Annotated in this window: 16 protein-coding genes; 12 read left to right on the top strand and 4 right to left on the bottom strand. The window is 66.3% G+C overall.

Annotation, left to right across the window (positions count from 1 at the left end; genetic code table 11):
- Positions 1-341 precede the first annotated feature (341 nt).
- The 10 genes from ACSYHF_RS13420 (at position 342) to ACSYHF_RS13375 (ending at position 14,193) form a co-directional block, all read left to right on the top strand.
- A complete protein-coding gene (locus tag ACSYHF_RS13420; protein ID WP_005417634.1) occupies positions 342-641 on the top strand; it encodes a YciI family protein in 300 nt (99 codons plus the stop codon).
- Entirely contained in the window at positions 638-913 is a 276-nt protein-coding gene (locus tag ACSYHF_RS13415; protein ID WP_005417632.1) for a BolA family protein, read from the top strand. Before ACSYHF_RS13420 ends, ACSYHF_RS13415 begins: the two co-directional genes overlap by 4 nt.
- Positions 914-1,061: 148 nt before the next feature.
- Positions 1,062-2,099, top strand: a complete 1,038-nt coding sequence (locus tag ACSYHF_RS13410) for a LacI family DNA-binding transcriptional regulator (protein ID WP_005417630.1) — start codon at positions 1,062-1,064, stop codon at positions 2,097-2,099.
- Positions 2,100-2,175: 76 nt separating this feature from the next.
- Positions 2,176-5,232: a TonB-dependent receptor gene (locus ACSYHF_RS13405; protein WP_447575723.1), complete on the top strand. Its 3,057-nt coding sequence runs from the start codon at positions 2,176-2,178 to the stop codon at positions 5,230-5,232.
- Between the two features lie 249 nt (positions 5,233-5,481).
- Positions 5,482-7,086, top strand: a complete 1,605-nt coding sequence (locus tag ACSYHF_RS13400) for a glucoamylase family protein (RefSeq protein WP_005417626.1) — start codon at positions 5,482-5,484, stop codon at positions 7,084-7,086.
- 4 nt (positions 7,087-7,090) lie between these two features.
- Positions 7,091-8,431 (top strand): sugar ABC transporter substrate-binding protein, encoded by a 1,341-nt coding sequence (locus ACSYHF_RS13395; protein WP_447576441.1) that lies wholly within the window; start codon positions 7,091-7,093, stop codon positions 8,429-8,431.
- Complete coding sequence (locus ACSYHF_RS13390) at positions 8,428-9,309, top strand: carbohydrate ABC transporter permease (protein WP_005410323.1); 882 nt, start codon at positions 8,428-8,430, stop codon at positions 9,307-9,309. The genes ACSYHF_RS13395 and ACSYHF_RS13390 overlap by 4 nt, the downstream gene beginning before the upstream one ends.
- Positions 9,306-10,142, top strand: a complete 837-nt coding sequence (locus ACSYHF_RS13385) for a carbohydrate ABC transporter permease (RefSeq protein ID WP_005417620.1) — start codon at positions 9,306-9,308, stop codon at positions 10,140-10,142. Before ACSYHF_RS13390 ends, ACSYHF_RS13385 begins: the two co-directional genes overlap by 4 nt.
- Positions 10,139-13,306, top strand: a complete 3,168-nt coding sequence (locus tag ACSYHF_RS13380; RefSeq protein ID WP_134955420.1) for a discoidin domain-containing protein — start codon at positions 10,139-10,141, stop codon at positions 13,304-13,306. The genes ACSYHF_RS13385 and ACSYHF_RS13380 overlap by 4 nt, the downstream gene beginning before the upstream one ends.
- Positions 13,307-13,308: 2 nt before the next feature.
- The gene (locus ACSYHF_RS13375) at positions 13,309-14,193 is read left to right on the top strand and encodes an endonuclease/exonuclease/phosphatase family protein (RefSeq protein ID WP_447575722.1); all 885 of its coding nucleotides are present in this window, start codon (positions 13,309-13,311) and stop codon (positions 14,191-14,193) included.
- Positions 14,194-14,358: 165 nt separating this feature from the next.
- Here ACSYHF_RS13375 and rne read toward each other — a convergent pair whose 3' ends face one another.
- The gene (gene rne / locus ACSYHF_RS13370; protein WP_447575721.1) at positions 14,359-17,631 is read right to left on the bottom strand and encodes a ribonuclease E; all 3,273 of its coding nucleotides are present in this window, start codon (positions 17,629-17,631) and stop codon (positions 14,359-14,361) included.
- A 408-nt stretch (positions 17,632-18,039) separates the two neighbouring features.
- On the opposite strand from rne, the gene ACSYHF_RS13365 reads away from it, so the two are divergent.
- Positions 18,040-19,014, top strand: a complete 975-nt coding sequence (locus tag ACSYHF_RS13365) for an RluA family pseudouridine synthase (RefSeq protein ID WP_049397926.1) — start codon at positions 18,040-18,042, stop codon at positions 19,012-19,014.
- Between the two features lie 544 nt (positions 19,015-19,558).
- Here ACSYHF_RS13365 and zupT read toward each other — a convergent pair.
- The 3 genes from zupT to ACSYHF_RS13350 form a co-directional block, all read right to left on the bottom strand.
- Entirely contained in the window at positions 19,559-20,368 is an 810-nt protein-coding gene (gene zupT / locus ACSYHF_RS13360; protein ID WP_049417245.1) for a zinc transporter ZupT, read from the bottom strand.
- Between the two features lie 97 nt (positions 20,369-20,465).
- Positions 20,466-20,882, bottom strand: a complete 417-nt coding sequence (locus ACSYHF_RS13355; protein ID WP_005417613.1) for an energy transducer TonB — start codon at positions 20,880-20,882, stop codon at positions 20,466-20,468.
- The gene (locus ACSYHF_RS13350) at positions 20,879-21,229 is read right to left on the bottom strand and encodes a 4a-hydroxytetrahydrobiopterin dehydratase (RefSeq protein WP_021203009.1); all 351 of its coding nucleotides are present in this window, start codon (positions 21,227-21,229) and stop codon (positions 20,879-20,881) included. The genes ACSYHF_RS13355 and ACSYHF_RS13350 overlap by 4 nt, the downstream gene beginning before the upstream one ends.
- Before the next feature lie 90 nt (positions 21,230-21,319).
- Between ACSYHF_RS13350 and ACSYHF_RS13345 the strand changes: the two genes are divergently transcribed.
- Positions 21,320-21,919, top strand: a complete 600-nt coding sequence (locus ACSYHF_RS13345; protein WP_005417610.1) for an NfuA family Fe-S biogenesis protein — start codon at positions 21,320-21,322, stop codon at positions 21,917-21,919.
- Positions 21,920-21,927: the final 8 nt, after the last annotated feature.

Here is a 21,927-nt window from a genome sequence, read left to right as displayed (position 1 = left end):
CGGCACCGGGTTCGCCGGGCCAACGCCACGGAGCCCCAGGGCACCAGACACGCCGGGATCGGCGCGATTCCACACATATCAAACAGCAGGACGCGCCGCAGTAAACGGCAGCGACAGAACTACGGGGAGGTCGTCTACGTGGCCCGGCCAGGTGGTCCGGTTTGAAGCAGCGGATCTGTCGTCGGGGGCTGCGTGGCCGCAGAAACCAACGGGCTGCTGCATCCAGCCACGTGCAATGGAGTCTAGGGTAAGCCTTTGCTGCGCCAGTGTCCAGCCGGACCGGGGCAGGGGCTGCATTGGCTAGAATCGGCGGACCCGACAACGCAAGCGAGGAAATGCCGGTGTGGTATGTGATCGAAGGGTATGACGGCCAGGATGTGCTGGCGCAGCGGCTGCAGGCGCGGCCGGAGCATCTGGCGCGGCTGCATGCGCTGCGCGACGCGGGACGCCTGCTGCTGGCCGGGCCGTGCCCGGCGGTGGACAGTGAAGACCCGGGCCCGGCCGGTTTCAGCGGTTCGGTGGTGATCGCGCAGTTCGAGTCGCTGCCGCAGGCCCAGGCCTGGGCCGATGCCGACCCGTACGTGGCTGCAGGCGTCTACACCCGCGTGCAGGTCCGCCCGTTCCGCAAGGTGCTGCCGTGAACGCGGAACGGATCGAGCGGATCCGTGATGCGCTGCAGCAGGCGCTGGCGCCGAGCGTGCTGGAGATCGAGGACGATAGCCATCGTCACGCCGGCCATGCCGGTGCGCGCGACGGGCGCGGCCATTTCAACGTGCATGTGGTCAGTGAGCGCTTCGCCGGGCTGGGGCCGCTTGCCCGGCACCGCGCGGTCTATGCCGCGCTGGGGTCGATGATGGAGACCGATATCCACGCGTTGTCCATCCGCGCGCAGACCCCGTCAGAACAGGGCTGAGCCCTTGTCCCACGCTGTCCTGGCGGGTCCTTCATGGCCTCGCCACGGACAGGTTTTCATGTCCATTTCGGGACATTCGCCTAACGGACTGTTTACAAGCCTGGATGGAAACGCTTACATTCCGCGCCAATGCTGGTAGGTCCAAGCCGTGGAGGGCGGCTTCGTGAACAAGGCAGCTATCACAATCAAAGACGTCGCACGCGAAGCCCGGGTCTCCGTGGCCACGGTTTCCCGCGCGCTCAACGGGCATGAAAATGTCGCCGAACCGGTCCGCCAGCTTGTGCTGGAGGTGGCCGCACGGCTGCGTTACACCCCGCACGCCGCCGCCCGCAGCCTGAGCAGCCGCCGCACCAATACGGTGGGCGTGGTGCTGCCTGACCTGTACGGCGAGTTCTTCTCCGAGCTGATGCGCGGCATCGACGGGGTGGCCCGCAACCGCCGCCAGCACCTGCTGGTGTCCAGCTACCACGGTGACCAGGAACAGCAGGGCGCCGCTCTGCGTGCCATGCGCGGCCGCGTCGACGGCCTGCTGGTGCTTTCGCCCTATGCCGAGAGCCCGGGCTTCCTGACCGACAACCTGCCGCAGTCGTTGCCGACGGTGTTGATCAACACCTACCTGCCCGGGCAGGACCACCCGGTGCTGAGCATCGACGACCACGCCGGCGCAATGGCGATGACCCGCCACCTGCTGGATGCCGGCCACCGCCGCATTGCCTTCATTTCTGGTCCGGACCTCAACTTCGACGCGCGCGAGCGCCTGCGCGGCTTCCGTGACGCGCTGGCGGCTTCTGGCGGTGGCGCCGAAGGCATCGAGTTGCCCGGTGATTTCGACGAAGCTTCCGGCCATCGTGCCGGTCAGGAGTTGCTGGCAGCCGGAGCGCTGCCCGATGCCGTATTCGCCGCCAACGACATGATGGCCCTGGGCTGCCTGTATGCGTTCACGCAGGCAGGGGTCCGCGTCCCGGCCGATGTGGCCTTGGCGGGTTTCGATGACATTCCACTGGCGCGTTTCGTCCACCCGTCGCTGACCACCATGCAGGTCAGCATCGCCGAGCTCGGCGACCGGGCCATGACGCGTCTGATGCAGTTGATGGACGGCACCTCCACGGATGGGGCAGGGGACAAGCAGACCCTGGTTCCCCGCTTGATTGTTCGCGATTCCACCACTCCGCCATCCGGCCGTTGAAGCCAGAGGCGTTCCTTCTTTTTTGATTGATCGCAGGGACCGCGCAAGCGGTTACCGCCACCCGGAGATTGAGTTGATGATGCATACCACCTTCCGCATGCCGGCGCGCCGGCTGCTGAGCACCGCCCTGGTCAGCTGCCTGATGCTGGCTGCCGCCCCCAACGTCATGGCGCAGTCGGCCAACGCCAGCCTGCGCGGCCAGGTTGCCGGTGCCCAGGCCGGCACCGAAGTGACCGCCACCAACGTCGCCACCGGTACCGTCCGCCGTGGCACCATCCGCGCCGACGGCAGCTACTCGCTGATGGGCCTGGACCCGGGCACGTACAACGTGGTCGCCAACGGCCAGACCCAGAAGGTCACCGTCACCGTGGCCTCGACCGCGACGCTGAACTTCGCCGGCGCGGCCAGCAGCACCCCGGGTTCGACCGCGGCCACCAACCTGGACACCGTCAACGTTGTCGCGCCGACCCTGCTGCAGGAAGTGCGTACCTCCGAAGTCGGCAAGACCGTCAGCCTGCAGCAGATCCAGACCACCCCGCAGGTGTCGCGCAACTTCCTGGAGTTCGCTGACGCGGTGCCGGGCCTGATCTTCACCCGCGACGCCAAGGGCAACACCTCGCTGCGCGGCGGCGCCACCAATGCCGACGGCACCAACGTCTACATCGACGGCGTCGGCCAGAAGAGCTACGTCAAGGGCGGCGGCGTGGCCGGCCAGTCCGGCAGCGCCGGTAACCCGTTCCCGCAGCTGGCCATTGGCGAATACAAGGTCATCAGCGGCAACTACAAGGCCGAGTATGGCCAGGTGTCGAGCGCCGCCGTGACGGCTGCAACCAAGTCCGGCACCAATGAGTTCAAGGGTGAGGCGTTCTACCGCTACACCGATGAAGACATGCGTGCCAAGACCCCGGCCGAGCGCCAGGGTGGCAAGGAGAAGATGGTCTCGGCCGAGAAGGAATACGGCTTCGCCCTGGGCGGCCCGATCATCCAGGACAAGGCGCACTTCTTCGTGACCTACGAAGCCAAGCGCTTCGACCTGCCGGTCACCATCGCGCCGGATGGCGCGGTCACCGGCGCTGCCGGCCTGCTGCCGCCCGCCGGTGCCGCCGGCCTCGGCCCGGCCAGCCAGCCGTTCCAGCAGGATCTGATCTTCGGCAAGATCGACTTCGAGCCGACCGACAACGACCGCATCGAGCTGACCTTCCAGGACCGCGACGAAACCCAGTCGCAGTTCAGTGGCCAGACCTCGCCGGAAGCCGGCCGTGAAGTGGTCAACACCGACCGTCGTTATGCCCTGCGCTGGAACCACAGTGGTGAGCGCTACTACAACGAGTTGATGGTCACCCACGAAGACTCGTTCAACAACCCGACCCCGCTGACGCTGGCCAACGGCATCACCTACACCGCACCGGACGGCCCCGAAGACCGCACCATCGTGAAGATCGGTGGCGCCTCGGCACTGGATTCGCAGGTGAAGGGCCAGAAGGGCTGGTCGATCGAAGACAACCTGACCCTGGATGGCATCCAGTGGGCCGGTGACCACACCATCAAGATGGGCGTGAAGTACAAGCAGATCGACCTGTACGCATCCGATGCGGCGCAGATCAATCCGACCTTCACCTACTCGCTGGGCGATCCGGACTTCCCCGATTCCATTCCGTATAAGGCGCAGTTCGTCAAGCCGGTGACCGGCGTGACCGGCGTGTCCGGCGAAGTGCGTTCGAAGTCCAAGCAGTACGGCGTGTTCATCCAGGACGACTGGCAGGTCAACGATCACCTGCAGCTGAACATCGGCCTGCGCTGGGACTACGAAAAGACCCCGTCCTACCTGGACTTCGTGACCCCGCAGCAGGTGGTCGACGCCATCTATTCGCAGGATCCGCGCGCTCCCGCCGGCCAGACCTATGCCGATTCGCTGGCACTGGGCGGCCTGGACATCAGCGGCTACATCAGCAACGGCCACAACCGCAAGGCATTCAAGGATGCCTGGCAGCCGCGCCTGGGCTTCTCGTATGACATCAATGCCGACGAGCAGCACGTGATCCATGGTGGTGCTGGTCGTTCCTACGACCGCGACCTGTTCGACAACCTGCAGCTGGAAACCACCAAGCTGGCCCTGCCGCAGCCGACCATCTACTTCCGCAACCCGGCCACCGGCGCCTGCATCAACGGCCAGGCTGCCTGCTATGACTGGAACCCGAACCTGCTCAACGGGATCGGCAACCTGCAAGCCCTGGTCGGCGCGACCAGCAATGCCGGCCTGGAAGTGGACCTGCTGAACAACAAGCTGAAGGCGCCGTACTCGGATCAGTTCAGCCTGGGCATGAGCAACCAGATCGGCGACTGGCTGACGGACGCCACCATCGCACGTACCCTGAGCTACGACGGCTTCGCCTTCACCTTGGGCAACCGTTATCCGACCGGCCAGTTCTTCGATGATCCGCGCCTGTGCGGTGGCACCTCCCCGGGCCTGAGCCAGGCCTGGAGCTGCAACGTACCGGGCTTCGGCAGCCTGATCATCGGCCAGCAGGGCATCAAGACCCGTGCCACCCAGGTCCTGCTGTCGGCGCAGAAGCCGTTCACCAAGGAAAGCGGCTGGGGCACCTCGATCGCCTATACCTGGACCACCGCGCGCCATAACCGCGACATCAACGAGAAGTACGCCTTTGATCGCGGCCTGATCGGTGATTACCCGACCATCCGCTCCAACGGCGCACCGCGCCACCGCCTGGTGGTGACCGGTTCGTACGCGGGCTTCTGGGGCATCACCTTCGGCGGCAAGATCACCCTGGCCACCCCGACCGCCGTCAACGACTGGTACCCGGTGATGCAGGCCAGCGGCTACACCCTGCCGACCCCGCAGGCGGCCGTGCCCAACGCAACCGGCAAGTTCCTGGTGGGTGGCAAGATCTTCGGCTACCGTTCGGTCGACCTGCAGGCGACGAAGACGTTCAAGCTGGCGGGCAACACCGAGCTGTACGCCCGCCTGGACATCATCAACGTGTTCAACTTCGACAACTTCTCCACCTACAACTACGTCAAGACCAACGGCAAGCTGCAGGCCAGCTACAACGAGACCGGCGACATCATCGGCACTCCGCGCCAGGTGAAGGCCGAGGTGGGCTTCCGCTTCTAAGCGGCGCCGCCTGCTGCTGTATCCGATGCCGCCGGTCCGCCGGCGGCATCGATTGTGTGAGAACGGCAATGGCCGGCCCCGTGCCGGTCCATTGCCCACGCCGCTGCCGGGCAGGGGGCAGCGGCGTGGGCAATGATCGCGGTGTCAAACCACGTTTTTCGTGGTTTTTTAAGAGCGCATCTTGTAAACGATTTCAGATCATTGGACGGTATGCTTTCCCATCGATCAGACCACCGGAGGAACCGCGCCATGCAGGCACGCCATCTGTTGTCCGCGGCAGCGTTGAGCCTGGCCGTCGCCGCCTGCCAGCCGGCCCAGCAGGAGCCTGCCAAGCCGCGTCCGCCGGTGATCCTGATCGAGGCCGATGCACCGCCGCGGCCGATGAAGCCGGAGCTGCCGCCGCTGTTCGATGACATCGAGCGCCGCACCTTCCAGTTCTTCTGGGACACCACCAACGAGATCAATGGCCTGACCCCGGACCGCTATCCGTCGCGGCCGTTCGCCAGCATCGCGTCGGTGGGTTTCGCGCTGACCGCCTATCCCATCGGTATCGAGAACGGCTGGGTCAGCCGCAACCAGGCGATCGACCGGACCCTGACCACCCTGAAATTCTTCCGCGACGTGCCGATGGGCCCGCAGCGCACCGGCAAGGCGGGCTACAAGGGTTTCTACTATCACTTCCTGGACATGCAGGAAGGCCGTCGCTACGACAGCTGGGTCGAACTGTCCTCGGTGGATACCGCACTGCTGATGATGGGCGTGCTGTTCGCGCAGTCGTACTACGACGGTGACGATCCGCGCGAGAAGGAAATCCGCCAGATTGCCGATACCTTGTACAAGAAGGTCGACTGGCCGTGGCTGCAGCAGCGTGCACCGCTGATCTCGATGGGCTGGTTCCCCGAGAGCGGCTTCATCGATCACGACTGGATGGGCTACAACGAGGCGATGATGGTCTACATCCTCGCCCTGGGCTCGCCCACGCACCCGGTCAGCCCGGACGCGTGGACGGTGTGGACGCGTACCTATGACAACGACTGGGGTGTCTACCAGGGCCAGGAATACCTGTCCTTCGGCCCGCTGTTCGGCCACCAGTACAGCCACGTCTGGATCGATTTCCGCGATATCCAGGACGCGTACATGCGCGAGCGCGGCAGCACCTATTTCCTCAACAGCCGCTCGGCCGCGCTGGCCCAGCGCGAATACGCCATCGCCAACCCGATGCAGTGGAAGGACTATGGCGAGAACGTCTGGGGCCTGACCGCCAGTGATGGCCCGCAGAACACCACGCAGGAGTACCGCGGCGAACAGCGCCAGTTCCGCCACTACTCCTCGCGCGGCGCCGGCCTGCGCGAGAACTTCGATGACGGCACCATTGCCCCGACTGCGGCAATCGCCTCGGTGGTGTTCGCGCCCGAGCAGGTGATCCCGGCCACGCTGGAAATGCACAAGCGTTACGGGGACTACATCTATTCCAGCTACGGCTTCCTGGATTCGTTCAATCCCAGCTTCAACTATGACATCCCGATCAAGACCGGTCGCCTGGTGCCGGATCGCGGCTGGGTCGCCAGCGACTACATCGCCATCGACCAGGGGCCGATCCTGACCATGATCGCCAACTACCGCAACGACTTCGTCTGGGAAGTGATGAAGAAGAATCCGTACATCCGCAAGGGCCTGGAGCGGGCCGGATTCAGCGGCGGCTGGCTGGCGCCGGAAGGGTCGTTCCAGCCGCTGGAACTGCAGAAGGACGAAAAGGCCGCGGCAGCACGCGCGGTGGGTATCGCCGAATCACGCGCGGCTGCCGCGCAGGAACAGAAGAACAATGCCAACCGCACCACAGGCCAGGGCAAGTAACCCGATGCCGAACTGGATCGACCGCCTGCGCCGCTGGGCGCTGCCTGCCCTGGCCGCCCTGGCCGTGGCCGGCTGCGCCCGCACCGAACCGGGCACCACCACCGTGCGCTTCTGGGCGATGGGCCGCGAAGCCGAGGTGGTCAGCGAGCTGATCCACGAGTTCGAGGCCGAAAATCCCGGCATCAGGGTGGATGTGCAGAACATCCCGTGGACCGCCGCGCACGAAAAGCTGCTGACCGCGTTCGCTGCCGACGGACTGCCGGACGTGTGCCAGCTCGGCAATACCTGGGTGCCGGAGTTCGCCGAACTCGATGCATTGACCCCGCTGCAGCCGTTCGTGCAGCGCTCCACCGTGGTCGACCCGAAAGATTACTTCCAGGGCATCTGGGACACCAACGTGATCCACGGTGAGCTGGTCGGCGTGCCGTGGTACGTCGATACGCGCCTGATCTACTACCGCAAGGACCTGCTGGCCAAGGCCGGCTACGACCACCCGCCGCGCACGTGGCCGGAGTGGGAGGAGCAGATGGCGGCGATCAAGCGCATGCAGGGCCCGAACCGCTACGCGGTGCTGATGCCGATCAATGAGTTCGAGCAGCAGCTGTCGCTGGCCCTGCAGCAGCCCGATCCGCTGCTGCGCGACGACGATACCCGCGGCAATTTCGCCAGCCCGGGGTTCCGCCGCACGCTGTCCTTCTACGCCAACATGTTCGAGCAGGGCTGGGCGCCGAAGATGTCCGAGACACAGATCTCCAACGTCTGGGATGAATTCTTCCGCGGCTTCAACGTGTTCTACATCTCCGGTCCCTGGAACATCCGCGAGTTCAAGAAACTGCAGCCAAAGGAACTGGAAGGACAGTGGGGTACTGCGGCACTTCCCGGCCCGGATGGCCCCGGTGCCGGCATCGCCGGTGGCACCAGCCTGGTGATCTTCCGCAAGTCGCAGCAGAAGGAAGCGTCGTGGAAGCTGATCGAATTCCTGTCGCGCCCGGAAATCCAGGCACGCTTCCATTCGATCATCGGCGATCTGCCGCCACGCCGCAGTGCCTGGAACGCGCCGTCGCTGGCCAACGATCCACTGGCCGCCGCGTTCCGTGATCAGCTGGAGCGGGTCAAGCCGACGCCGAAGGTGCTCGAATGGGAGCGCATCGTGCAGGAAATGCGCATCGTCACCGAGAAGGTCGTGCGCGGTGGCCTGCCGCAGGACAAGGCCGTGGCCGAACTGGACCAGCGCGTGGACAAGGTGCTGGCCAAGCGCCGCTGGATGCATGAACAACAACGCCTGCAGCAGCGCGCGCCGTCGCCGCGCTCGAGCAGCGCAGTGGCCGCCGGGAGCGCGCAATGAAACGTACTTCGCTGGCCGGCTGGATCTTCGCCGGCCCCTCGCTGATCGTGCTGGGCGTGTTCTTCGGCCTGCCGGTCGCCTCGGCGCTGGCGCTGAGCGTGACCGACTTCGACCTCTATGCGCTGGCCGACAGCAGCAACCTGCGCTTCGTCGGCCTGGGGAACTACATCGACCTGCTGCAGACGCCGATGTTCTGGAAGTCGCTGTGGAACACCACCTACTTCGTGTTGATCGGCGTACCGTTGTCGATCGGCGTGTCGCTGGGCGCGGCCATGCTGCTCAACGCACCGGCCGCGCGCTTCAAGGCGCTGTTCCGTACGGCACTGTTCGCGCCGGTGGTGACCACGCTGGTGGCGGTGGCGGTGATCTGGCGCTACCTGTTCCATACCAGCTATGGCCTGGTGAACTACGGGCTGGGCCACCTGGGCATCAGTCCGATCGACTGGCTGGGTGATCCCAACTGGGCGATGCCGACCATCATGCTGTTCGCGGTGTGGAAGAACTTCGGTTACAACATGGTGATCTTCCTCGCCGGCCTGCAGGCGATCCCGCATGACCTGTACGAAGCCGCGCGCATCGACGGTGCTTCGCGCTGGAAGCAGTTCCTGCACATCACCCTGCCGATGCTCGGCCCGGTACTGCTGGTGGTCGGGGTGATCACCGTGTCCGGCTACTTCCAGCTGTTCGCCGAGCCGTACGTCATGACCCGCGGCGATCCACTGCAGAGCACCGTCAGCGTGCTGTATTTCATGTTCGAGGAAGGCTTCAAGTGGTGGAACCTGGGACGCGCATCGGCTGTAGCGTTCCTGCTGTTCCTGATCATCCTGGCGGTGACCACCGTGATGCTGCGTTTCGGCCGCAAGAGGCAGTTGGTATGAGTCGTGAAATCGGCCAGTCGCGCTGGTATCCGTGGATGATCAATGGTGCGCTGCTGGTGCTGGCCCTGGTCAGCCTTGCACCGCTGCTGTGGATGCTCTCGGTCTCGTTCATGCCGCAGGGCGAGGCCAGTCATTTCCCGCCGCCACTGCTGCCTTCGAGCATCACCACGCACAACTACCACGAGCTGTTCGCGCGCACCGGCATGGGCGGCAACTTCGCCAACAGCCTGCTGGTGTCGCTGGCTATCACGCTGGGTTCGCTGCTGCTCAACACCATGGCCGGCTACGCCTTCGCCAAGCTCAACTTCGTTGGCCGCGAACGCCTGTTCCAGGTGCTGATGGCAGCGCTGGTGATTCCGGCGCAGGTGGCGATGCTGCCGCTGTTCCTGCTGATGAAGCAGCTGGGCCTGGTCAACAGCTTTGGCGGGGTGATCGTGCCGGCGCTGGCCAGCGTGTTCGGCATCTTCCTGGTGCGCCAGTACGCGCGTTCGATCCCGGACGAGCTGCTTGAAGCGGCGCGCATCGACGGCGCGGGGGAGCTGCGCATCTTCTTCCAGATCGTGCTGCCGATGCTCAAGCCGGTACTGGTGACCCTGGCGATCTTCACCTTCATGGGTGCATGGAACGATTTCATGTGGCCGCTGATCGTGTTGACCGACCAGGAGCACTACACTTTGCCGGTGGCGCTGGCCACCCTCTCGCGCGAGCACATCATGGACGTGGAAATGATGATGGCTGGCGCGGTCGTCACCGTGGTTCCGGTGCTGGCACTGTTCCTGGTGCTGCAGCGGTACTACATCCAAGGTCTGTTGCTGGGGAGCGTCAAGGGATGAAGCGAGCGATCGCCGTTGGACTGGGCCTGTTGTGGACTTCCCTGGCGATCGCCGCACCACCGGCACTGCCGGCGCCGAAGGTACTGGACGATTTCGACGACATCGGCGCCTGGAAGCTGGTGCTGTCCGACCAGGTCAGCGGTTCGCTGCGGCCGGTGAGCGGTGCCGGTGGCGGCCGCGCGCTGTGCCTGGACTACGATTTCCACAAGGTGTCGGGCTACGTCGGCATCCGCCGCGCGCTGGGCATCGAGTACCCGGCCAACTACCGCTTCGGCTTCCAGCTGCGGGGAGATTCGCCGGGCAACGACCTGCAGTTCAAGCTGATCGATGCCAGCGGCGATAATGTCTGGTGGGTCAATCGCCCGGGCTACAGCTTCCCCAAGGCGTGGACGCCGGTCGAATACCGCCGTCGCCAGATCGACAAGGCGTGGGGGCCGTCGCCGGAGAAGGAGATGGCGCGCAGCGCTGCGGTCGAGTTCACGATCTACAGCAAGGTCGGCGGCCGCGGCACGGTGTGCTTCGACAAGCTGACCCTGCAGGGCCTGCCGCCGCAGGATGATTCGGCGCTGGTGCCATCGGTGATCGCCGACACCGCCACCGCGCTGCAGGACCGGATGATTGACGGAAAGAGCGATACGTTCTGGATCAGTGGCGGGGTCAAGCAGCAGACCATCAGCCTGGACCTGCACAAGAGCCGCGAGATCGGCGGTGCGGTGATTGACTGGCTGCCGAACCTGGAAGCCAATCGCTACACCGTGCGGACGTCCGAGGATGGCCGGGACTGGCGCACCGTGCGCGAGGTGGCCGGCGGTGCGGGCGGCCGCGACTGGCTGGCGCTGCCGGATACCGACGCGCGCTACGTGCGCTTCGATCTGCACGATGGCCCGAACTGGCGCTATGGCATCCGTGACATCACGCTCAAGCCGCTGGCGTTCGCGGCCACGCCGAACGCATTCCTGTCCTCGGTGGCGGCCGACCTGCCGCGCGGCTCGCTGCCGCGCGCATATGTGGGCGAACAGCCGTACTGGACCCTGCTCGGCCTCGATGGCGGCCAGGAGCAGGCACTGATCAGCGAGGACGGTGCGCTGGAACCGGCCAAGGGCAGTTTCAGCATCGAGCCGTTCATCCGCGTGGACGGCAAGTTGCTGGACTGGTCGAAGGTGGCCATCACCCAATCGCTGCAGGATCGCTACCTGCCCATCGCCAATGTCGACTGGGTGCACGAGAAGGCCGGCCTGGCGGTAACCAGCTTCGTGCAGGGCACGCCGGAGCGCGCGCAGCTGATCGGTCGCTACCGGTTGAGCAATCCGGACAAGGTGGCGCACGAGTACACCCTGGCACTGGCGATCCGGCCGTGGCAGGTGAACCCGCCGACCCAGTTCCTCAACACCGTCGGCGGCTTCAGTCGCATCGATGCGCTGGATGTGGGCGAACAGCTGGTGCGCATCAACGGTGAGCCGCGCATCTATCCGTTGCAGGTGCCGGATGCGCGCTTCGCCAGCACGTTCGATGGCAAGCTCGACGCGATGCATCTGGCCTCCGGGAAATACCCGGCCAGCACGGCGGTGAAGGACAGCACCGGCATGGCGTCCGGTGCGCTGCTGTATACGATCAGGCTGGAGCCTGGCCAGAGCCGAGAAGTGGCGGTGGTGTTGCCACAGACCGGAGGCTGGGCGCCGCAGGCGCTGGACGTGGCCAAGGCGCAGGCGCAGGTCGCAGAGCAGTGGCGGCAGAAGCTGGGGGTGGTCTCGTTGCAGGTACCGGCTGCGGGCCAGGCACTGGTCGATACCCTGCGCACCGCCGTGGCGCACATGCTGATCTCGCGGGTCGGCCCGCGCCTGCAGCCGGGCACGCGCTCGTACGCGCGCAGCTGGATCCGCGATGGCGCGATGATTTCCGAGGGCCTTCTGCGCATGGGGCGCAGTGATGCGGTGCGTGATTACATCAACTGGTATGCGCCCTATCAGTTCGAGAATGGCAAGGTGCCGTGCTGTGTCGATGCACGTGGCAGCGATCCGGTGCCGGAGAACGACAGCCATGGCGAGCTGATCTACAGCATTGCCGAATATGGGCGCTATACCGGTGACAGCACCTTCGCCGAACTGATGTGGCCGCATGTGCAGGGCGCCTATAACTACATGGAGCAACTGCGCGCCAGCGAGCGCACGGACGAGAATCGGGCGCGCAATCCGGCGTTCTACGGGATGATGCCGGCGTCGATCAGCCACGAAGGCTATTCGGCCAAGCCGATGCATTCGTACTGGGACAATTTCTGGGCGTTGCGCGGCTACAAGGATGCGGCATCGCTGGCGGCCCAGCTGGGCAAGGTCGAAGCCATGCAGATTGCCGAATCGCGTGACCAGTTCCGTGATGACCTGCAGGCCTCGCTGCTGTCGGCGATGCAGCAGCACAACATCGATTACCTGCCGGGCTCGGCCGAGCTGGGCGATTTCGATGCGACCTCGACAACCATCGCGCTGGCTCCGGGCGGTGAACAGGGGCGCCTTCCGCAGCAGGCGCTTGATGCGACTTTCGAGCGCTACTGGAAGGAATTCGTGGCCCGTCGGGACGGCAAGCGCGAGTGGAAGGACTACACGCCCTACGAGTGGCGCAACGTGGCCGCCTTCGTCCGCCTTGGCTGGCGCGATCGCGCCTGGCAGGCGACTGAGTTCTTCTTCAAGGACCGTGCGCCGCAGGCCTGGAACCAGTGGGCCGAAGTGGTCTCGCGCACGCCGCGCAAGCCGTTCTTCGTCGGTGACCTGCCGCATGCCTGGGTCGCCTCGGACTTCGTGCGCTCGGCCCTGGACATGTTCGCCTACAGCCGTGACATGGACGATGCGCTGGTGTTGGCCGCCGGCATTCCGACCGCCTGGCTGCAGGGCGACGGCATCGCTGTGCAGGGCCTGCGCACGCCGCAGGGCCAGCTCAACTACCGCCTGCAGCGCAGCGACAAGCAGCTGGTGCTGGAGGTGCAGCCGGGCCTGGTGCCACCGGTCGGTGGCGTGGTCTTGCCGTGGCCGTACGCCGGTGATCCGGGCGAGGCGACCATCAACGGCGAAGCGGCCGAATGGACCGACAGGGAACTGCACGTGCACCAGCTGCCGGCGCGGGTCGAGATCGATGTACCGGGCGCGGTGCGCCGCGCCGAGCGCAAGGGGCAGTAACGATGAAGCAGCAGGGGGGAAGGGTGCGCACGGCCGTGCGTGCCCTGGGACTGGCCATTGCATTGGCATTGCCGGGTGCCGTGATGGCAGCCGTGCCAACCGCCGTGACAGCGGCTGACATCGCCAGCGCACCAGGCATGAGCATGGTGACCTTCAACCTGCATCACGACCGCGAGGACTGGCCGAGCCGCCGCCGCACCATCCTGGCCGAACTCAAGCGCCTGCAGCCGGATGCGGTTGCCCTGCAGGAGGTGATCCAACGCCGTAACGTGCGCAACCAGGCACAGTGGCTGGCCAGCCAGCTGGGCTACAGGTACATCTTCGTCTCCACCGATCCGGTGGGCGCGCCGAAACGTTACGGCAACGCGCTGCTGAGCCGGCGCCCGATCCTCGCCCAAGGTGAGCACCTGTTGCGGCCGCTGGACGATTATCGGACGGTCGCCCATCTGCGCATCGATGTGGACGGCAAGGCGGTCAACGTCTATGCCACCCACTTCAACGAGCGCAGCGACGAGAATGGCCAGCGCATCCGTCGCACCCAGGTCGAGGACCTGCTGCGCTTCATCGCCAGCACCTCGGCCGGCGCACCGGTGGTGATCGCGGGCGACTTCAACGCACTGGTCGATGCCAGTGACCTGAGCGAGCTGCGCAGCCATTACGGTGACAGCTACGGCAGCGTGCACGTCAACACCGACCTGGCCGGGGTCAGTACGCTGAACAGGCACTACTACCCGGTGGCCTCGCGGATCGACCACATCTTCTTCCAGCAGGACGCGATGGTTGCACGTGAGGCCAAGCTCCTGTTCGACCAGCCCGATGACAGCGGTCGCTGGGCCTCGGACCACTACGGCGTGTGGACCCGCCTGCAGTTCGCTCCGACGCGCTGATGTCCTGGTAGGTGCCGCCCTTGGTTGGCACGGACGTGTCCGCGTTCGCTCCAACAACGGCGCCGACCAGGGTTGGCCTCCCAGAGCGCTGCACGCGCCCGGCGCACAAACAGAAGCGGCGGGGATCATCGATCCCCGCCGCTTTTTCACGCGATCAAAGCGCGATCAGTTCGCCGGCGGCGTGCGCTTGGCGCCTTCTTCGCCTTCTTCGTCGGCCTTGGCTTCGGCCGCCTGGGCTGCCGCATCGGCGTGGCCATCGGCGACCGGATCGATCGACGGTGTCACCACTGCATCGGCAACCGGGGCCGCAGCTTCCACCGGTGCCGCTTCAACTGCCACCGGCGCGACCGGCTGTTCGGCGACCGGTGCGGTCTCGACGACCGGTTTGGCTTCAAACGCAGGAGCGGCTTCCGCCACCGGGGCAGCCTCAACGGCCAGCGGCTTGGCTTCGACCGCCGGAGCGGCTTCAGCGATCTCCGGCTTCGATTCCACGACCACAGCAGCCTCGGCCTCGGCCACGGCCGACTTCACTTCGACCACCGCAGTGGCTTCAGCGACCGGGGCAGCCTCAACCACCACCGGCTTCGCTTCGACCGCCGGGGCTGCCGCTACCACTGGCTGGGCCGGGGTCGCAGCGTCGATGGCATCAAGCATGCTGGTCTGCACCGGCGACGCCGCCGGTTCGGCCTTGGCGACGGCTTCGACCGGAGCCTGTACCTTCGCCACGACCGGTGCAGGAGCGTCGATCACGGCGCTGCTCACCACTGCGACCGGCGCGGCGACAGCAGCGGCGGCGGCGCGGACCGGCTTCTCGGCTTCGGCAGCGGTCGGTTCGGCTTCGTCATCGAATTCGAACTCCGGCTGCGAACGCGCCGGCTGTGCCGCGGCCACCGGAGTGGTCCCGGCAACGCTGTCGTTGCTCTGCCCGGCGACATCAGCGGCATCGGTGTCATCACCGTCGTCCGCGTCGTCCTGATCATCGCCCAGGCCATCGCTGCCGGCAGCGTTCTCGGCGCCACCACGACGGCGGCGACGGCCACCACGACGGCCACGGCGGCGGCGGGTTGCGCCTTCACCGGCCTGCTCGCCGTTGGCGTCGAGGGCAGCCTCTTCACCGGTCACGGCAATCGCCTCGGCCTCATTGCCGGCGTTGGCAGTGCTGTCGGCCGGTGCAGTGACTTCCGCCGGAGCGGAGGCAGCCGGTGCAACCGGCGCAGTGGCTTCCTGCGCGGTCACGACGTTGGCAGCGACGGCCGTAGCGGCTACGGCTGCCGCCACGGCCTCGGCCGGCAGCTCGGCGGCGCTGCGCTGCGGCTTTTCGGCCGGCTTGTCACCGTCCTGCTGCTGGCGCGGCTGCTTGGGCTGCTTCAGCTTCGGCTGGTTCTGGTTCTGGCCCTGCTGCTCGTTGCGCGGCTTGTGCTGCTGCTGCGGCTGCTGCTGGCCATCCTTCTGCTGCGGTTCTTTCTGCCTGCCCTGCTGTGGCTGCTGCTGGGCATTGCCGTTGTTGCCGTTGCGGCCGTCCTTGTTGCGCTGCTCACCACGGTCCTTGCGGTTGCCGCCATCCTTCTGCTGCTGCGCGTTGCCGTTGCCACCGTTGCCACGGTTTTCGTCGCGACGGTCCTTGCGATCCTTGTTGCGATCCTTGTTGCGGTCCTTGCGACCACCGTCCTGCTGCTGGCGCGGAGCCGGGGCGGCCGGAGCCGGCGCCGGTGCCGGCTCGCCACCGAACACGCGCTTGAGCCAACCAATCACGCCGCCACTCGGAGCCGGCGCCACTGGCGCTGCCACGACCGGAGCCGGAGCGGCTGCAGCCGGAGCCGCTTCCTCGCGCACCGGGGCGGGAGAGGTGTGCTTGACCTGGGTCACTGCCGGCGGCGGGATGTTCAGCTGGCCCTTGGTCAGGGCGTGCACCGGCAGCTTGCGCGGGGTGCCGCGCTGGTAGCTGGGCTTGCTGCTCTCTTCACCCAGCTCGTTCTCACGCAGGCGGGTGACGGCATAGTGCGGGGTGTGCAGCTGCTCGTCGGCGACGATCACGATCGGCGCTTCGTGGCGCTGCTCGATCTCGCGCAGGGCGCTGCGCTTCTCGTTCAACAGGTAGTTGGCGATCTCCACCGGCGCCTGGACCAGCACCTGCCCGGTGTTCTCCTTCATCGCGTGCTCTTCGGCGACGCGGATGATCGACAGCGACAGCGACTCGACGCTGCGCATGCGGCCGTGGCCGTCGCAACGCGGGCAGACGATCTGGCTGGATTCGCCCAGGCTCGGGCGCAGGCGCTGGCGGCTCATTTCCAGCAGGCCGAAGCGCGAGATGCGGCCGACCTGCACGCGGGCACGGTCGTACTTCAGCGCGTTGGCCAGGCGGTTCTCGACCTCGCGCTGGTGCTTGTTGGAGGCCATGTCGATGAAGTCGATCACCACCAGGCCGCCCAGGTCGCGCAGGCGCAGTTGGCGAGCCACTTCCTCGGCCGCTTCCAGGTTGGTCTGGAACGCGGTGTCCTCGATGTCGCTGCCCTTGGTGGCGCGCGAGGAGTTCACGTCGACTGCGGTCAGTGCTTCGGTCTGGTCGACCACGATCGAGCCACCCGACGGCAGGCGCACGTTGCGCTCGTAGGCACCTTCGATCTGCGACTCGATCTGGAAGCGGTTGAACAGCGGGATGTCGTCCTTGTAGTGCTTGAGCTTGCGCAGGGTCTGCGGCATCACCTGCTGCATGAACTCGCGGGCGTGCTCGTACATCTCCTCGGTGTCCACCAGGATCTCGCCGATGTCGGCGCGCAGGTAGTCACGCAGGGCGCGCACGATCAGGCGTGATTCCTGGTAGATCAGGAACGGGGCCGGCTTGCTCAGTGCGGCTTCGGCGATGGCGCGCCAGACGTTGAGCAGGTAGTCCAGGTCCCACTGCAGCTCTTCCGCATCGCGACCGACGCCGGCGGTGCGGATGATCACCCCCATGTCGTCGGGAATGTTCAGCTTGTCCAGGGCCTCCTTCAGCGCGGCACGGTCTTCGCCCTCGATGCGGCGGGACACACCGCCGGCGCTGGGCGAGTTCGGCATCAGCACCATGTAGCGGCCAGCCAGCGAGATGAACGTGGTCAGGGCGGCGCCCTTGTTGCCACGCTCTTCCTTGTCGACCTGGACAACGATCTCCTGGCCTTCCTTCAGCAGCTCGCGGATGCCGGCCTTGTTGTGGTCGACACCGGCCTGGAAGTAGTCGCGGGAGATTTCCTTCAGCGGCAGGAAGCCATGGCGGCCACCGCCGTACTCGACGAAGGCGGCTTCCAGCGAGGGCTCGATGCGGAAGATCCGGCCCTTGTAGATGTTGGACTTCTTCTGTTCCTTCGACGGCTGTTCGATGTCGATGTCATACAACGACTGGCCATCCACGATGGCAACACGCAGCTCTTCAGCCTGCGTGGCGTTGATCAGCATTCGCTTCATTGTTGCGTTCCTCGCAAGCGGCTACCGCGCGGAACGCCATGGGGTTTCGCCTCTGGACACGGCTCGCCGCCCATTCGCGCAAGCGCGGGGAGGGCGGCTTGGGTTTCCAGCGCTACGACACCACGGCAGGCCGCGGGAGCGCTTCACTCTTATGGGTTTTTGGGTGTTGCAGGGCCGCAGGCAGCTGTCAGCCAGGCTGGAGCGCCACGCGGGACATGTTCAGCACGGTTGCGTGTCAGGCATCCGGCGATGGCCGGGAAGGCCGGTGAGCCGCTAACATGGCCGCCCCGCGGGCGGTGGTCGCGCACTGTGCCGGATTCGTCGGAAGCTGGGCTTCTGGCCCTGAGTAACTTCCAACGAAATCAATCCCTTATCTCGCCCCCCGAGTGTAACAGAATAAACAGCCTGATGACCGCCCAAGACCCGACCAAACCCGCTGGCGACAAGCCTTCCGTGCGCATGATCACCGTTCCCGCCGACCGCGCCGGCCAGCGCCTGGACAACTTCCTGCTCGGCCAGCTGAAGGGAGCCCCGCGCAGCCTGGTGTACAAGCTGGTGCGCAGTGGGCAGGTTCGGGTGAACGGCGGCCGCGCCAAGGCCGAGCGCAAGCTGGAGGCGGGCGATGAGGTGCGTGTGCCGCCGGTCCGTCTCAGCGAGGAAGGAGACAAGGCCGGTCCGCCAGAGGCGTTCATGCGCCGCCTGGAGCAGGCCATCGTCTTCGAGGACGCCCGGTTGCTGGCCCTGAACAAGCCCTCCGGCGTGGCCAGCCACGGCGGCAGCGGCATCAGCTTCGGTGCCATCGAGACCCTGCGCGCCTTGCGCCCGGGACAGACACTGGAGCTGGTCCATCGGCTGGATCGCGACACCTCGGGCCTGCTGATCGTGGCCAAGAAGCGTTCAGCACTGAGCGAACTGCAGGCGCTTTTGCGTGAAGACCACGGCGCCGGCATCCGCAAGCGCTATCTGACCCTGCTGGCCGGCCGCATGCCGGACGGCGTGATGACCGTCGACGCGCCGCTGCACGTGGGCCTGCGCCAGGGCGGCGAGCGCCATGTACAGGTCAATGCGATCGGCAAGGAATCGATCAGTCACTTCCGGGTGCTGGAGCGCCGCGGCGGCCAGTCGTACTGCGAGGTTCGCATCGAAACCGGCCGCACCCATCAGATCCGCGTGCATGCCCAGCATCTGGGCCATCCGGTGGCCGGTGACGACAAATACGGCGATCCTGCGGTCAACAAGCGGCTTCGTGAGCAGATCGGGCTGAAGCGACTGTTTCTGCACGCGGCCTCGCTGGAGTTTGCACTGGACGACGGCAAGAGTCCGTATGTGCTGAACGCGCCGCTGGCCGATGAGCTGGTCGAGGCGCTGGACCGGCTGCGCTGACGGCGGTTCGGCGGCGCCGGGTGCTTGGTCGGCGCCGTCGCTTCCCTGCGATGAGTGGGCTTGTCACTTTCTTTGCTCGTGCAAAGAAAGTAACCAAAGAAACACGCCGCCATCCGCGAGCCGGCGCTGCGCGCCGGAGCCCTGCGCTCCTCGGTCCGCCGAGGGCCGGCGCGGAACTCGCTGCGCTCAGACACCCGCGCCTCTTCGCCCTCGCCGGACCTGCGGTGCTCGGCTCGCTACAAGGCGGACCTGCCAGCTGCAGCGTAGACCCATACCCGCACGCAGCCCTTGTAGAGTCGAGCGACGCTCGACTCACGCGCACAGCGCGGGCTTCGCTTTTCATTCTTTCATTGCGCGGCTGGCGCGCCTATAGCCTGTCGGAGGCCGGGCGAGGTGGGTTTGCGGGGGTGTAAGCGCCATGGATGGCGCGCCAAGCCCCATGGAAGGGTTTACGGCGTCCCCCGCAAACCCACCTCGCCCGGCCCAACCCCGGAATCCCGCTCCGCCAGCGGCGAGGGGGCTCAGCCCGTTGGCTGCAAACCCCTCACCACTTGAACAGCACCAGGCTGATCGCCAGCGTGCCCATGCCCGCCACCAGCCCATAAACGGTCTCGTGGCCCTTCGCATAGCGCTTGGCGGCCGGCAGCAGTTCATCCAGTGCCAGGAACACCATCACGCCGGCAATCAGCCCGAACACCCAGCCGAAGGTGGCGTGCGAAAGCGACCCGGACAGCAACCAATAGCCGAGCGCCGCGCCCACCGGCTCGGCCAGACCCGACAGCAGGCTGGCGCTGAATGCATAGGCCTTGTTCTGGGTGGCGAAGTACACCGGCACCGCGATCGCGATGCCCTCGGGGATGTTGTGGATGGCAATCGCAAAGGCCAGTGGCATGCCCACCGACGGGCTTTCCAGCGTGGCGAAGAAGGTCGCCAGCCCTTCCGGGAAATTGTGCGCGGTGATCGCGACCGAGGTCAGCAGCGCGACCCGCTTCAGGTACTCGCGGCTGTTCTCGCGGAACGCGGGATCCTGCTTGTCCAGGCTGTCATGCGGGTTGGGAATGAAGTGGTCGATCAGCACGATCACGATCACGCCCAGCAGGAACGCCAGGGTGCCGTAGGTGAAACCGGTGCGCTCGCCATGGGCCAGTGCGAACGAAGCAATGGACTTGTTGAGGATTTCCGACAGCGACACATAGACCATCGCGCCGCCGGCGAAGGCCAGGCCGAACGCCAGCAGGCGCGGGCTGGGGCGGCGCGAGAACAGCACCAGCAGGCTGCCGATCGCAGTGGCGAGGCCGGCCGCGAGGGTGACCGCCAGCGCAATCCAGATGTTTTCGGGGGGAATCTGCAGCATCTACCGACGCAGTCCTGGTCAACAGACAACCGCCCCGGACAGGGCCGGGGCGGCGAGGGCGAGGCGGGCGCCGGCTGGCCTCGTCGGGTGCGTGCGATCAGCCGCCGCGGCGCAGGCGCTCTTCAATGGCGAAGCACTGGTCCGGCTTCGGCTGCGGCGGGTTGAAGCTGACCGGCACCTGGATGGTGGCCGGCACCGGCTGGCCATTGCGTGTCGCGGCCTTGAACTGCCAGCCCTGCACGGCGGTTTTGGCCAGTTCGTCCAGCTGCGGGTTGCCGGCGCCAGTCAGCAGGGCCACTTCGCTCGGCTTGCCGTCGGTGCCGATGGTCACCTTGAACGTACTGGTGCCGCCCACGCCCATGCAGGCCAGTTCAAGCGGGTACTGCGGCGGCGGCGTCTTCACCGCTGCGACTTCGGTCGGCGGAGGCGGTGGCGGTGCCGGCGGTTCGGATGAACCACAGCCGGCCAGGCCGGTCGCAGCGATCAGGGACAGGCTCAGCAAGCGTACGTTCATGGCAGTTGCTCCGTCAGGGCTGAAGTCTTTGCCGCGCAGATGAAGTCGTTCTCGCTCAGGCCGCCCACGTCGTGGGTGGAAAAGCGCACGACCGCGCGGTCGTAGTGCACGCCCAGGTCCGGATGGTGGTCCTCGCGATGGGCAATCCAGGCCAGCGCGTTCACGAAGGCCATGGTGGCGTAGTAATCCTTGAAGCGGAAGGTGCGCGTCAGGGCCTGCCCGCCCTCGCTCAGCTCCCAGCCGGGAACCTGCGGCAGCAGTTCGGCCAGGCGGGCTTCGCCGAGCTTGTGGTCGCTGCCTTTGCGTGGCACGCAACGGGCCTGGGCCAGTGGAATCAGGTCGGCCATGGGAATCTCCACCTCGTGTTGACTGAACAATGCGCCGGACGGTGTATAAACCGAATGAGCGGCTGACGCTTACTTGGCTAGAATAGCCTGATGATCCAGATCTCCGACACTGCCCAGACCCATTTCCGCAAGCTGATCGAACGCGAGGGCGTGCCTGGCATGGGCGTGCGCCTGAGCGCGGTCGACCCCGGTACTCCGCGCGCCGATGCCCGGCTGGAGTTCGCCGAACCCACCGACCTGCTGGGCGACGAGTGGGCGGTGGACTGCGATGGCTTCACTCTCTATGTCGATGCTGGCAGCGTTGGCTGGCTCGACGGTGCCGAGATCGACATCGTCGCCGGCGCTGCAGGTGCCCAGCAGCTGACCATCAAGGCGCCGCGCATCAAGGGTGAGGCGCCCGGTGATGCGGCTTCGCTGGTGGAGCGCGTGCACTGGGTGGTGGAGAACGAAGTCAATCCGCAGCTGGCCTCGCATGGCGGCAAGGTGGCCGTGCAGGAAGTCTCGTCCGACGGCGTGGTGCTGCTGCGCTTCGGCGGTGGTTGCCAGGGCTGCGGCATGGCCGACGTGACGCTCAAGCAGGGCATCGAAAAGACCCTGATGGGCCGCGTGCCGGGCGTGACCGCCGTGCGCGACGCGACCGACCACGACAGCGGCCACGCGCCGTACATCCCGCGCGACAACGTCGCCTGATCGCTGAC

It is taken from the genome of Stenotrophomonas maltophilia group sp. P373, from assembly GCF_053295075.1.
Note: the sequence above shows the minus strand (reverse complement) of the source record. Positions and strands in the feature narration are given on the sequence as shown.